We start from the raw sequence: 13,797 nt of genomic DNA on the forward strand, positions 1-13,797 counted from the left end.
CTTCCGGCTCTCGCCGATAGCCTGCCCAGTGTTTCACCGCGACCGAACCAGGCGATAACAGTTCGGCAGCTTCGCACAAGGTCCCCACCCCCGTGGGACGGAAACTGCGGCGACCGGCATCCGCGCGGACAGCGAAGGTAAGTAACCTGGCATCCGGCTGTCCAACCACCCCGGTCCGCCCGGCGGGGGCGGTCTGGTGCGCACACGACCACCGGGCAGTGGGAGGGGCATACCGAGCATGGCAGAGCCGGGCGTCGAAACGCGTACGAGGAGTGCTGTGATCACCGCGCGGGCGACTGCCAGCTTCGAGCCCGTCGGGCGGTCCGTCGCGGCCGCCCGCGCGTTCGTGAGGGACACCCTCCAGGGCTGGGGCCACTCCGAGCTCGTCGACGACGCCGTCGTCCTGACCAGCGAGCTCGTCACCAACGCCGTCATCCACGCCGGCACTTCCGCCGAGGTCCTCTGCCTCCGTTCCGAGGACAGCATCCGCGTCGAGGTCTCCGACCGCTATCCCGAGCGCGAGATCCCCGTCCAGAGCGGCCGCACGCTGGGCAGCCCGGACCGCGAGAACGGCCGGGGACTGCTGCTCTGCGCCGCCCTCGCGCACCGCTGGGGCGTCGACTACTCCCCCACTCGCAAGCATGTCTGGTTCCACCTCGACCTCCCCCAGCGCCCGGTGGGCACCCGCTCCGCGGGCCCCGTCCTCCCCGACGCGCTCCTCCCGGCCGCCGAAAGCCGCGTCCGCGTCGCCGTCGCCCAGATCGACCGCGGCGGAGCGGTCACCGCATGGAACGAGGACGCCCAGGAGCTCTTCGGCTACGACGCCGACCAGGTCACCGGCAAGCCCCTCGGCGACCTCGCCGCCTGGCCGCACACCCCCGGCATCGGCACCGGCCTCGCCGAGGCCCTCCGCCTCTCCCGCTGGGAGGGCAGCTACGGCATCCGCTGCGCCGACGGCCGCGTCATCCCCGTCTACGCCTCGCACCTCCGGGTCCGCGACTCCCAGGGCGAGCCCTCCACCGTCTGTCTCCTCGTACGGGAGCACGAGCGGGCCGTCCTCCAGACCCCGCAGCGCCCCGCCGCGGAACCGGGCGAGAACCGCACGGCGGACCCCTTCGAGGTCTTCATCGGCTCCCCGGCCCCCGACGACCTCGACGGCCTCCTCCAGCGCACGGTCGAGCGCGCCCGCGACATGCTCGACGGCGACGCCGCCTTCCTCCTCCTCGCCACGGACGACGAGACCGAACTCGAGGTACGGGCGACCACCGGCCTCCCGGCGGCCCGCCAGCGCTTCGCCCGCGTCCCGGTCGAGACCGGCGCGAGCCGCTACGGCTCCGCCCGGATGCCCGCGGTCCACGAGGACCTGGCCGCGGTCCCCGGCGCCGTCCCCCTCCTCGAAGGCACCGGCATGCGCTCGGTGGTCACCGTCCCGCTCAAGGTCGAGGGCCGGCTCACCGGTTCCCTGGGCGTGGCCGCTGAGTCCGCGAACCGCTACTCCAACGAGGAGGCCCTCCGCCTCCAGTTCGCCGCCGACCGCATCGCCCTCGCCGTCGAGTCGGCCCGCCTCGGCGAGCTGGAACGCCTCCGCCGCGGCTCCCTGAGCTTCCTCGTCGAGGCCTCCGACCTCCTCGCCGGCACCTTGGACCGCGACCAGACGCTGGCCCTGATGGCCCAGATGACGGTCCCGACCCTCGCCACCTGGTGCGCGGTCTACACGATCGCCGACCAGGCCTCCGACCCGTACCTCTCGTACGTGCTCCACGAGGACGAGGACCGCATCGACGGCCTCAAGGACCTGTTGTCCTCGATCGCCCCGCCCGACCCGGTGCCGACGCCCGGCGCCCGGGTCTGGACGGCCCCCGGCGACGCCGCGCACCGAGCGGCGCTCACCGCCTCGGTCCGCGCCCTCGACCACCCCACGAGCCCGCTCTCCTCCGGCATCGACACCACCCTGGCCACCGCGACCGCGGTCGCGGGCGAGACGGTCGTCCTGCCCCTGGTCGCCCGTAACCGGGTCATCGGCATGCTGACCCTGGGTCGGCCCTCCGAGGACCACTTCCGCCAGGAGATCCTGGAGCTCGCCGAGGACCTCTCTCGCCGGGCTGCCCTGGCCCTGGACAACGCCCGCCTGTACTCGGAGCGCGTGGCGATCAGCCAGTCCCTCCAGCGCAGCCTCCTCCCGCCCGGCCTCCCGGTGATCCCCGGCGTCGAGGTAGACGTCATCTACCGCGCGGCCGGCGAGGGCAACGAGGTCGGCGGCGACTTCTACGACCTCTTCCCGATCCGCGACGGCGCGTACGGTTTCGCCATCGGCGACGTCTGCGGTACGGGACCGGAGGCCGCGGCCGTCACCGGCCTGGCCCGCCACGCTCTGCGTCTCCTGGCCCGCGAGGGCTTCGGTGGCCCGGCCGTCCTGGAGCGGCTCAACGCCGCGATCCTCGACGAGGGCGCCCGCAGCCGCTTCCTCACCCTGCTCTACGGCGAGATGCACCCGCAGCCGGACGGCTCCGCGATCCTGAAGGTCGTCTGCGCCGGCCACCCCCTGCCCCTGCGCCTCCGCCAGGACGGCACGGTGAGCCCCGCCGCCGAACCTCAGCCCCTCCTCGGCGTGATGGAAGACCTCGAACTGTACGAGGAGACCATCACGCTCGACCCGGGCGACGTCCTCCTCTGCGTCACGGACGGAGTGACCGAGCGCCGCGAAGGCACCCGCATGCTGGGCGACGACGGCCTCGCCGAGGTCCTCAAGACGTGTACGGGCCTGACGGCCGGCGCGGTCGCCTCCCGAGTCCTCCGCGCGGTCGAACGCTTCGCCCAGGCCCCCGCCTCCGACGACATGGCCATCCTCGCGATGCGCCTTCGAGAGCCGGAACCCAGCTGATCCACCAAGGGCGGCCCCAGAAAGGGGCCGCCTTCCCCTGCCCGCCCCGCCACGACAACGCAAAAAAGGCCCCGCCAATGGCGGGGCCTTTCTCTTTTTGGAGCCCTTTAACGGAATCGAACCGTTGACCTTCTCCTTACCATGGAGACGCTCTACCGACTGAGCTAAAAGGGCGGGTTGTTCGGCGGCGTCCTACTCTCCCACAGGGTCCCCCCTGCAGTACCATCGGCGCTGAAAGGCTTAGCTTCCGGGTTCGGAATGTAACCGGGCGTTTCCCTAACGCTATGACCACCGAAACTCTATGAAGATATGAACCGCCGCACCACCCAAAGGGGGCGTGTTCGTTACTTCAGAACTAACACAGTGGACGCGAGCAACTGAGGACAAGCCCTCGGCCTATTAGTACCGGTCAGCTCCACCCATTACTGGGCTTCCACATCCGGCCTATCAACCCAGTGGTCTACTGGGAGCCTTACCCTCTCAAGGAGGTGGGAATACTCATCTTGAAGCAGGCTTCCCGCTTAGATGCTTTCAGCGGTTATCCCTCCCGAACGTAGCCAACCAGCCATGCCCTTGGCAGGACAACTGGCACACCAGAGGTTCGTCCGTCCCGGTCCTCTCGTACTAGGGACAGCCCTTCTCAATATTCCTACGCGCACAGCGGATAGAGACCGAACTGTCTCACGACGTTCTAAACCCAGCTCGCGTACCGCTTTAATGGGCGAACAGCCCAACCCTTGGGACCGACTCCAGCCCCAGGATGCGACGAGCCGACATCGAGGTGCCAAACCATCCCGTCGATATGGACTCTTGGGGAAGATCAGCCTGTTATCCCCGGGGTACCTTTTATCCGTTGAGCGACGGCGCTTCCACAAGCCACCGCCGGATCACTAGTCCCGACTTTCGTCCCTGCTCGACCCGTCGGTCTCACAGTCAAGCTCCCTTGTGCACTTACACTCAACACCTGATTGCCAACCAGGCTGAGGGAACCTTTGGGCGCCTCCGTTACCCTTTGGGAGGCAACCGCCCCAGTTAAACTACCCATCAGACACTGTCCCTGATCCGGATCACGGACCGAGGTTAGACATCCAGCACGACCAGAGTGGTATTTCAACGGCGACTCCACCATGACTGGCGTCACGGCTTCAAAGTCTCCCACCTATCCTACACAAGCCGAACCGAACACCAATATCAAACTGTAGTAAAGGTCCCGGGGTCTTTTCGTCCTGCTGCGCGAAACGAGCATCTTTACTCGTAGTGCAATTTCACCGGGCCTATGGTTGAGACAGTCGAGAAGTCGTTACGCCATTCGTGCAGGTCGGAACTTACCCGACAAGGAATTTCGCTACCTTAGGATGGTTATAGTTACCACCGCCGTTTACTGGCGCTTAAGTTCTCAGCTTCGCCACACCGAAATGTGACTAACCGGTCCCCTTAACGTTCCAGCACCGGGCAGGCGTCAGTCCGTATACATCGCCTTACGGCTTCGCACGGACCTGTGTTTTTAGTAAACAGTCGCTTCTCGCTGGTCTCTGCGGCCACCCCCAGCTCACGGAGTAAATCCGATCACCAGTGATGGCCCCCCTTCTCCCGAAGTTACGGGGGCATTTTGCCGAGTTCCTTAACCATAGTTCACCCGAACGCCTCGGTATTCTCTACCTGACTACCTGAGTCGGTTTAGGGTACGGGCCGCCATGAAACTCGCTAGAGGCTTTTCTCGACAGCATAGGATCATCCACTTCACCACAATCGGCTCGGCATCAGGTCTCAGGCTTAATGTGTGACGGATTTGCCTATCACACGCCCTACACCCTTACCCCGGGACTACCACCGCCCGGGCTGGACTACCTTCCTGCGTCACCCCATCGCTTACCTACTACCACCTTGGGTCGACGGCTCCACCACTTTCCTTTCCCCGAAGGGTCCGGAACGGCTTCACGGCCTTAGCATTAATGGGCTCGATATTGGGCGTTTCAAAGCGGGTACCGGAATATCAACCGGTTGTCCATCGACTACGCCTGTCGGCCTCGCCTTAGGTCCCGACTTACCCTGGGCAGATCAGCTTGACCCAGGAACCCTTAGTCAATCGGCGCACACGTTTCTCACGTGTGTATCGCTACTCATGCCTGCATTCTCACTCGTGAACCGTCCACAACTAGCTTCCGCTGCTGCTTCACCCGGCACACGACGCTCCCCTACCCATCACAGCGGGCGTTGGCCCTATAGCTGCAATGACACGACTTCGGCGGTACGCTTGAGCCCCGCTACATTGTCGGCGCGGAATCACTTGACCAGTGAGCTATTACGCACTCTTTCAAGGGTGGCTGCTTCTAAGCCAACCTCCTGGTTGTCTCTGCGACTCCACATCCTTTCCCACTTAGCGTACGCTTAGGGGCCTTAGTCGATGCTCTGGGCTGTTTCCCTCTCGACCATGGAGCTTATCCCCCACAGTCTCACTGCCGTGCTCTCACTTACCGGCATTCGGAGTTTGGCTAAGGTCAGTAACCCGGTAGGGCCCATCGCCTATCCAGTGCTCTACCTCCGGCAAGAAACACACGACGCTGCACCTAAATGCATTTCGGGGAGAACCAGCTATCACGGAGTTTGATTGGCCTTTCACCCCTAACCACAGGTCATCCCCCAGGTTTTCAACCCTGGTGGGTTCGGTCCTCCACGAAGTCTTACCTCCGCTTCAACCTGCCCATGGCTAGATCACTCCGCTTCGGGTCTTGAGCGCGCTACTAAATCGCCCTATTCGGACTCGCTTTCGCTACGGCTTCCCCACACGGGTTAACCTCGCAACACACCGCAAACTCGCAGGCTCATTCTTCAAAAGGCACGCAGTCACGAGAAACAAGCAAGCTTGTTTCCGACGCTCCCACGGCTTGTAGGCACACGGTTTCAGGTACTATTTCACTCCGCTCCCGCGGTACTTTTCACCATTCCCTCACGGTACTATCCGCTATCGGTCACCAGGGAATATTTAGGCTTAGCGGGTGGTCCCGCCAGATTCACACGGGATTTCTCGGGCCCCGTGCTACTTGGGTGTCTCTCAAACGAGCCGTTAATGTTTCAGCTACGGGGGTCTTACCCTCTACGCCGGACCTTTCGCATGTCCTTCGCCTACATCAACGGTTTCTGACTCGTCTCACAGCCGGCAGACTGTGAAAGAGAGATCCCACAACCCCGCATGCGCAACCCCTGCCGGGTATCACACGCATACGGTTTGGCCTCATCCGGTTTCGCTCGCCACTACTCCCGGAATCACGGTTGTTTTCTCTTCCTGAGGGTACTGAGATGTTTCACTTCCCCTCGTTCCCTCCACATGCCCTATGTGTTCAGGCATGGGTGACAGCCCATGACGACTGCCGGGTTTCCCCATTCGGAAACCCCCGGATCAAAGCCTGGTTGACGGCTCCCCGGGGACTATCGTGGCCTCCCACGTCCTTCATCGGTTCCTGGTGCCAAGGCATCCACCGTGCGCCCTTAAAAACTTGGCCACAGATGCTCGCGTCCACTGTGTAGTTCTCAAACAACGACCAGCCACCCATCACCCCACCGGACAAGCCGATGAGTTCACTGGGGCCGGCATCACGAAGGCAACGACCATGACGGCCGTACCCTCAGATACCCAACAACGTGCCAGGCACGATCCTCCGCATCCCCGTCACTTTCCACGCCGAAGCAGTACTTGTGAGGAGATCCTTGAGACCGTGCCAACTAATCAACGTTCCACCCATGAGCTGACCGTGCAGAACGTTTGTCTGCAATCGGTACTGTGCTCCTTAGAAAGGAGGTGATCCAGCCGCACCTTCCGGTACGGCTACCTTGTTACGACTTCGTCCCAATCGCCAGTCCCACCTTCGACAGCTCCCTCCCACAAGGGGTTGGGCCACCGGCTTCGGGTGTTACCGACTTTCGTGACGTGACGGGCGGTGTGTACAAGGCCCGGGAACGTATTCACCGCAGCAATGCTGATCTGCGATTACTAGCAACTCCGACTTCATGGGGTCGAGTTGCAGACCCCAATCCGAACTGAGACCGGCTTTTTGAGATTCGCTCCGCCTCGCGGCATCGCAGCTCTTTGTACCGGCCATTGTAGCACGTGTGCAGCCCAAGACATAAGGGGCATGATGACTTGACGTCGTCCCCACCTTCCTCCGAGTTGACCCCGGCGGTCTCCTGTGAGTCCCCATCACCCCGAAGGGCATGCTGGCAACACAGGACAAGGGTTGCGCTCGTTGCGGGACTTAACCCAACATCTCACGACACGAGCTGACGACAGCCATGCACCACCTGTATACCGACCACAAGGGGGGCACTATCTCTAATGCTTTCCGGTATATGTCAAGCCTTGGTAAGGTTCTTCGCGTTGCGTCGAATTAAGCCACATGCTCCGCTGCTTGTGCGGGCCCCCGTCAATTCCTTTGAGTTTTAGCCTTGCGGCCGTACTCCCCAGGCGGGGAACTTAATGCGTTAGCTGCGGCACCGACGACGTGGAATGTCGCCAACACCTAGTTCCCAACGTTTACGGCGTGGACTACCAGGGTATCTAATCCTGTTCGCTCCCCACGCTTTCGCTCCTCAGCGTCAGTAATGGCCCAGAGATCCGCCTTCGCCACCGGTGTTCCTCCTGATATCTGCGCATTTCACCGCTACACCAGGAATTCCGATCTCCCCTACCACACTCTAGCCTGCCCGTATCGGATGCAGACCCGGGGTTAAGCCCCGGGCTTTCACACCCGACGTGACAAGCCGCCTACGAGCTCTTTACGCCCAATAATTCCGGACAACGCTTGCGCCCTACGTATTACCGCGGCTGCTGGCACGTAGTTAGCCGGCGCTTCTTCTGCAGGTACCGTCACTTTCGCTTCTTCCCTGCTGAAAGAGGTTTACAACCCGAAGGCCGTCATCCCTCACGCGGCGTCGCTGCATCAGGCTTTCGCCCATTGTGCAATATTCCCCACTGCTGCCTCCCGTAGGAGTCTGGGCCGTGTCTCAGTCCCAGTGTGGCCGGTCGCCCTCTCAGGCCGGCTACCCGTCGTCGCCTTGGTAGGCCATTACCCCACCAACAAGCTGATAGGCCGCGGGCTCATCCTTCACCGCCGGAGCTTTTAACCAGCTCCCATGCGGAAGCCGGTGTTATCCGGTATTAGACCCCGTTTCCAGGGCTTGTCCCAGAGTGAAGGGCAGATTGCCCACGTGTTACTCACCCGTTCGCCACTAATCCACCCCGAAGGGCTTCATCGTTCGACTTGCATGTGTTAAGCACGCCGCCAGCGTTCGTCCTGAGCCAGGATCAAACTCTCCGTGAATGTTTGCCGGTAATCCGGCGATACACTCGCGTTGAGCGGAACGATCGAGTCGGAATAAGACCGATCGTTCACAGCGTCCTCGCTGTGTGCCACCCGGCTAGGGGTGGACTTTTTCAAAGGAACCTCGACCATCCGAAGATGGACGGGGTATCAACTAATCTGGCGTTGATTTTTGGCACGCTGTTGAGTTCTCAAGGAACGGACGCTTCCTTCGTACTCACCCTCTCGGGCTTTCCTCCGGGCTTCCCTTCGGTACTTCGTGTTCTTGCGTTTCCGACTCTATCAGATCTTTTCGATCCGATTTCCTCGGTGCTTTCCGGTCCCTTTTGTTTTCACTCCGGGGGCCTTTCGGCGGTTCCGACTTTATCAGAAGTTCTGAGTCGGTATTTCCGCCTCCCGTTCACCCGTACTGGCGCACGACGGCGCCGTGGCTTCCCGGTCTGGCGGAGCCGTAAACGTACTGGAGCGGGGCGCCTCGATGCAAATCGAGGGGCCCCGCTCCGGTGTGGCGCTGGTCAGGCTCAGACCTCTACGACGACCGGGAGGATCATCGGGCGCCGGCGGTAGGTGTCGGAGACCCACTTGCCGACGGTGCGGCGGATCAGCTGCTGGAGCTGGTGGGGTTCGACGACGCCGTCCTGGGCCGACTTGTTCAGGACCTGGTCGACCTTGGGGATCACGGCGTCGAACGCCGAGTCCTCGATGCCGGAGCCGCGGGCGTGGATGTTCGGGCCGCTCACGATCTTGCCGGTCGAGGAGTCCACGACCACGAAGACCGAGATGATGCCCTCGTCGCCGAGGATCCGGCGGTCCTTCAGGTGGGCCTCGGTGACGTCGCCGACCGAGAGGCCGTCGACGTACACGTAACCCGCCTGGACCTTGCCGACGATCTTGGCCTTGCCGTCGATCAGGTCGACGACGACGCCGTCCTCGGCGATGACGATGTGGTCCTTGGGGATACCCGTCATCGCGCCGAGCTCGGCGTTGGCGCGCAGGTGGCGCCACTCGCCGTGGACCGGCATGAGGTTCTTCGGTCGGCAGATGTTGTAGAAGTACAGCAGCTCGCCGGCCGAGGCGTGGCCCGAGACGTGGACCTTGGCGTTGCCCTTGTGGACGACGTTCGCGCCCCAGCGGGTCAGGCCGTTGATCACGCGGTAGACCGCGTTCTCGTTGCCCGGGATGAGGGACGAGGCCAGGATGACCGTGTCGCCGGGGACGATCCGGATCTGGTGGTCGCGGTTCGCCATGCGGGACAGGGCCGCCATGGGCTCGCCCTGGGAGCCGGTGCAGACCAGCACGACCTCGTCGTCCGGGAGGTCGTCGAGGGTCTTGACGTCGACGACCAGGCCGGCCGGGACCTTCAGGTAGCCCAGGTCACGGGCGATGCCCATGTTGCGGACCATGGAGCGGCCGACGAAGGCGACGCGGCGGCCGTACTCGTGGGCGGCGTCCAGGATCTGCTGGATGCGGTGGACGTGGCTGGCGAAGCTGGCCACGATGATGCGCTTCTGGGCGTTCGCGAAGACCGTGCGCAGGACGTTGGAGATGTCCTTCTCCGGCGGGACGAAGCCCGGGACCTCGGCGTTCGTGGAGTCCGAGAGGAGGAGGTCGATGCCCTCCTCGCTCAGACGCGCGAACGCGTGGAGGTCCGTGAGGCGGCCGTCCAGCGGAAGCTGGTCCATCTTGAAGTCGCCGGTGGCGACGGCCATGCCCGCGGGGGTGCGGATGGCCACCGCGAGCGCGTCCGGGATGGAGTGGTTGACCGCGATGAACTCGCAGTCGAACGAACCCAGGATCTCCCGGTCGCCCTCCTTCACCTCAAGGGTGTAGGGGCGGATGCGGTGCTCCTGGAGCTTGGCCTCGATCAGCGCGAGGGTCAGCTTGGAGCCGATGAGCGGGATGTCCGGCTTGAGCCGGAGCAGGTAGGGGACGGCGCCGATGTGGTCCTCGTGGCCGTGCGTGAGCACGATGCCTTCGACGTCGTCGAGACGGTCCCGGATGATGGTGAAGTCGGGCAGGATCAGGTCGACGCCCGGCTGCTCCTCTTCGGGGAAGAGGACGCCGCAGTCGACGATGAGCAGACGGCCGTCGAACTCGAAGACCGTCATGTTCCGGCCGATCTCGCCGAGCCCGCCGAGCGGGGTGACGCGCAAGGCGCCCTTCGCGAGCTTCGGCGGGGCACCGAGTTCAGGATGCGGATGACTCAAAAGACTCTCCTCACCACGCGCGCCACGTGCCGTTCTGGCACGTGGCGCGCATGACATTCGTGCACTTGCTGTTGTCAGTGTTCAGTTGTGAAGTCCGTTGTCAGAGTTCTACCCCGCCGGCGGCCAGGTCGACCTTGAGCTGCTCGGTCTCCTCGGCGGAGAGCTCCACGAGCGGAAGGCGCAGCGGGCCGGCCGGGAGGCCCTGGAGGGCGAGGGCGGCCTTGGTGGTCATGACGCCCTGGGTGCGGAACATGCCGGTGTAGATCGGCAGGAGTCGCTGGTGGATCTCGGTGGCCTTCTGCGCCTCGCCGCCCAGGTGGGCTTCGAGGAGGGCGCGGAGCTCCGGGGTGACGATGTGGCCGACGACCGAGACGAAGCCGCACGCGCCCACCGAGAGCAGCGGCAGGTTGAGCATGTCGTCGCCGGAGTACCAGGCGAGGCCGGAGCGGGCGATGGCCCAGCTGGCGCGGCCGAGGTCGCCCTTGGCGTCCTTGTTGGCGACGATGCGCGGGTGGTCGGCGAGCCGGACGAGCGTCTCGGTGTCGATCGGGACGCCGCTGCGGCCGGGGATGTCGTAGAGCATCACCGGGAGCTCGGTGGCGTCGGCGATGGCCGAGAAGTGCCGGTAGAGGCCCTCCTGCGAGGGCTTGTTGTAATACGGCGTCACGGCGAGCAGGCCGTGGGCGCCGTCGCGCTCGGCGGTGCGGGCGAGCTCGAGGGTGTGGTGGGTGTCGTTGGTGCCGATGCCGGCCACGACGTGGGCGCGGTCTCCGACCGCCTCCAGCACAGCTCGTACCAGCTCCGATTTCTCCGCGTCGCTGGTGGTGGGGGACTCGCCGGTGGTGCCGTTGATGACAAGACCGTCGTTGCCTGCGTCCACCAGATGGGTGGCCAGTCGCTGCGCACCGTCGAGGTCGAGTGCGCCGTCCGCCGTGAAGGGCGTGACCATGGCGGTGAGGACCCGCCCGAAGGGGGTCTGCGGAGTGGAGATCGGAGCCATGGGTAACACGCTACTCGCTGCTCAGCGCCGGGTGTCCCCCTGGGGGGACAGGAAGAAGAGGAGCCCGGCACTGCCTGCTCGGGGGTTCAGGCAGTGCCGGGTCCGTTTGATCAGCCTAGATGAACTTCGTGAAACGTCGCAATACGGACACTTCGCACGAGTGGCTCGGACATGTGTGCCCTACGGGGCCACACGGCCGTTCTTGTTGAAGGCGGCGTGGGTCAGCGGCATCAGCCGGGCCCAGTGCTCCTCCATCTTCTCGCCGACCATCTCGATCTCCCGCTGCGGGAAGGAGGGGACCGCGGCCAGCTCGTGCTGGGTGCGCAGGCCCAGGAAGTGCATGAGCGAGCGCGCGTTGCACGTGGCGTACATCGAGGAGAAGAGGCCGACGGGAAGGACCGAGCGGGCGACCTCGCGGGCGACGCCGGCGGCCAGCATCTCCTGGTACGTGGCGTAGGCCGTCCGGTACGACTCCTCCATCGTGCGGCTGACGACGTCGTGCTGTTCCTGGGTGCCCTCGACGAAGACGTACTTGCCGGGGCGGCCCTCCTGGACCAGCTTGCGGGAGGTGTCCGGGACGTAGAAGACCGGCTGGAGCTCCCTGTAGCGGCCCGATTCCTCGTTGTACGACCAGCCCACGCGGTGCCGCATGAACTCGCGGAACACGAAGATCGGGGCGCTGATGAAGAACGTCATCGAGTTGTGCTCGAAGGGGCTGCCGTGGCGGTCCCGCATCAGGTAGTTGATCAGGCCCTTGGAACGCTCCGGGTCCTTCTGGAGCTCTTCGAGGGACTGCTCCCCCGCCGTGGACACACGCGCCGCCCAGAGGACGTCGGAGTCGCTCGCGGCGCTCTTGACCAGATCAACGGTGACGTCGCTCCGGAAGTCGATCTTCACGTTCTCGGTGGGGGTGTCGGTCACCAGCGGTCCTTCCAGTCGGGGTGTTGCAGCGCCCACTTTAACGACGTCCTCACGTCCTCCTTGCGACGTCCTACCCGAGGATGAGATTCGGCCGCTTTGGTGAAATAGGGCACCAAAGTGTCCGTTCTCTCGTCTGTACCGGTGAAGCACGACGACGACAGAGGAGAGTGGCGCTGATGTTCCGCCGGAGAGAGGCCGTACCGTTCGCGTTCGTCGCGGAGGCCGACCACTTCCGCAGTAACGTCACTCCGCCACCCCGGGAGCGTCTCAGCGCCTCGCAGATCGTGGGTCGTACGCTGATCGGGCTGACCGTCGTCGCGGGCCTCGTCGGTTCGGTGATCTTCGGTATGCCCTCCCTCCAGTCGGGGGAAGCCGCCACTCATCAGCAGCAGTCCGAAGCCTCCGACAACCGCTGAGGTAGCCTCACCGGGCACTGCCCCTTCGAGCGTGCTTGTGAGTGAGGACCTGTCGTGCCCCTGCCCTTCCTGACGGCCGACCGTGCTTTTGACACGACCGACCACGTCGCCCTGCCGTTCGACGACCACGATCAGTGGCGTCGTCCGTACCGGCCGGGGTCGTGGCGTGTCGGAGCCGCGGCGCTCTCGCTGCTGCTCGCCTCGTTCGTGCTGCTCGCCGCCGTGATCATCGTCGCCGCCGGGGGCTTCGGCGCCGCCGGTGTGACCCTCGCGCTCGCCGTGCTCGTCATCCTCGCCGCCCTGCGGATGCTCCGCGTCGGCACATGGGTGAGCCGCGCCGGGGTGCGGCGCGTGGGCTTCCTCAGGACCGTCACCGTGCCGTGGGCGAAGGTGACCTTCGTACGGACCGTGCAGCAGCCGGTGCGCTGGCTGGGGCTCCCCCGCACGGTCCAGGGCCAGGCCCTGGTGCTCGGCCGGCAGGGTGGTGAGCAGCTGCTGCTGCTCACCGACCACAATGCCGACTTCCTCTCCCGGGTCGAGGCCTTCGACCGCGCGGCCGACACGGTCGAGGCCTGGAACGCCGAGTACGGCGTCGTCCCGGCCGCTACGCGCTGACCGTACGTCCCTCGTGGAGGGCGATGGCCCGCTGCATCGCCTTGCGGGCCCTGGGGGTGTCGCGGGCGTCGTGGTAGGCGACCGCGAGCCGGAACCAGCAGCGCCAGTCCCCCGGGGAGTCCTCCGTCTCGGCCTTGCGCCGGGCGAAGACCTCGTCGGCCGAGTCCCGGTCGATCCGGCCGCCCTCCGTCCGCTTCAGCTCGTCGACGGGCAGACCGCCCTCGGCCTCCAGCTCGGTGGCGAGGCGGCCGGCCTGCCGGGCGAACCGGGTGTTCTTCCAGAGGAACCAGCCGCCGACGGCCGGCAGCAGGAACGCCACCGCGCCCATGCCCATGGCGGCGGGTTCGCCGGTGAGCAGGAGCAGCACGCCCTCCATCGCCACCACGCCGAAGACGAGGACGAGGACGGTGGCGAGGAAGACGTACGTGATCTTTCCGCCCAT

Annotated in this window: 7 protein-coding genes, 1 tRNA gene and 3 rRNA genes; 3 read left to right on the plus strand and 8 right to left on the minus strand. The window is 64.8% G+C overall.

Going from position 1 to position 13,797, the window contains the following annotated elements; genetic code table 11:
- Positions 1-238: 238 nt before the first annotated feature.
- Complete coding sequence (locus OG357_RS10300) at positions 239-2,881, plus strand: SpoIIE family protein phosphatase (RefSeq protein WP_329620877.1); 2,643 nt, start codon at positions 239-241, stop codon at positions 2,879-2,881.
- Between the two features lie 98 nt (positions 2,882-2,979).
- Here the strand turns inward: OG357_RS10300 and OG357_RS10305 are convergent.
- The 7 genes from OG357_RS10305 to thyX all read right to left on the minus strand — a co-directional run bounded on the left by OG357_RS10305 (position 2,980) and on the right by thyX (position 12,324).
- Positions 2,980-3,055, minus strand: a tRNA-Thr gene (locus OG357_RS10305).
- Positions 3,056-3,060: 5 nt separating this feature from the next.
- Positions 3,061-3,177, minus strand: a 5S ribosomal RNA gene (rrf, locus tag OG357_RS10310).
- 83 nt (positions 3,178-3,260) lie between these two features.
- Positions 3,261-6,381: ribosomal RNA gene (locus tag OG357_RS10315) — 23S ribosomal RNA — on the minus strand.
- A 289-nt stretch (positions 6,382-6,670) separates the two neighbouring features.
- Positions 6,671-8,196: ribosomal RNA gene (locus OG357_RS10320) — 16S ribosomal RNA — on the minus strand.
- The 16S, 23S and 5S rRNA genes sit together here with 1 tRNA gene alongside, the layout of an rRNA operon.
- A gap of 521 nt (positions 8,197-8,717) precedes the next feature.
- Positions 8,718-10,403 (minus strand): ribonuclease J, encoded by a 1,686-nt coding sequence (locus OG357_RS10325; RefSeq protein ID WP_317599716.1) that lies wholly within the window; start codon positions 10,401-10,403, stop codon positions 8,718-8,720.
- Between the two features lie 100 nt (positions 10,404-10,503).
- Positions 10,504-11,403, minus strand: coding sequence for a 4-hydroxy-tetrahydrodipicolinate synthase (dapA, locus tag OG357_RS10330; RefSeq protein ID WP_329620878.1), 900 nt, complete (start codon positions 11,401-11,403; stop codon positions 10,504-10,506).
- 180 nt (positions 11,404-11,583) lie between these two features.
- Positions 11,584-12,324, minus strand: coding sequence for an FAD-dependent thymidylate synthase (gene thyX, locus OG357_RS10335; protein WP_317599712.1), 741 nt, complete (start codon positions 12,322-12,324; stop codon positions 11,584-11,586).
- 176 nt (positions 12,325-12,500) lie between these two features.
- Here thyX and OG357_RS10340 point away from each other — a divergent pair, with 176 nt between their 5' ends.
- Both OG357_RS10340 and OG357_RS10345 read left to right on the plus strand, forming a co-directional pair.
- Positions 12,501-12,740 carry a hypothetical protein gene (locus OG357_RS10340; protein WP_317599711.1) on the plus strand — a complete coding sequence of 80 codons (240 nt, stop codon included), beginning with the start codon at positions 12,501-12,503 and terminating at the stop codon, positions 12,738-12,740.
- 54 nt (positions 12,741-12,794) lie between these two features.
- Positions 12,795-13,355 (plus strand): hypothetical protein, encoded by a 561-nt coding sequence (locus OG357_RS10345; protein WP_329620879.1) that lies wholly within the window; start codon positions 12,795-12,797, stop codon positions 13,353-13,355.
- On the opposite strand, the gene OG357_RS10350 is transcribed toward OG357_RS10345, so the two are convergent.
- The gene (locus OG357_RS10350) at positions 13,345-13,797 is read right to left on the minus strand and encodes a hypothetical protein (RefSeq protein ID WP_267046171.1); all 453 of its coding nucleotides are present in this window, start codon (positions 13,795-13,797) and stop codon (positions 13,345-13,347) included. The genes OG357_RS10345 and OG357_RS10350 overlap by 11 nt on opposite strands.

This window comes from Streptomyces sp. NBC_01255, assembly GCF_036226445.1.
Classification (GTDB): Bacteria; Actinomycetota; Actinomycetes; order Streptomycetales; family Streptomycetaceae; genus Streptomyces.

Bases quoted from the DNA above. Each gene is read 5' to 3' on its own strand.
- OG357_RS10300 (WP_329620877.1), top strand. From the start codon at position 239: ATGGCAGAGCCGGGCGTCGAAACGCGTACGAGGAGTGCTGTGATCACC.
- dapA (WP_329620878.1), bottom strand. From the start codon at position 11,403: ATGGCTCCGATCTCCACTCCGCAGACCCCCTTCGGGCGGGTCCTCACC.
- OG357_RS10340 (WP_317599711.1), top strand. From the start codon at position 12,501: ATGTTCCGCCGGAGAGAGGCCGTACCGTTCGCGTTCGTCGCGGAGGCC.
- OG357_RS10350 (WP_267046171.1), bottom strand. From the start codon at position 13,797: ATGGGCGGAAAGATCACGTACGTCTTCCTCGCCACCGTCCTCGTCCTC.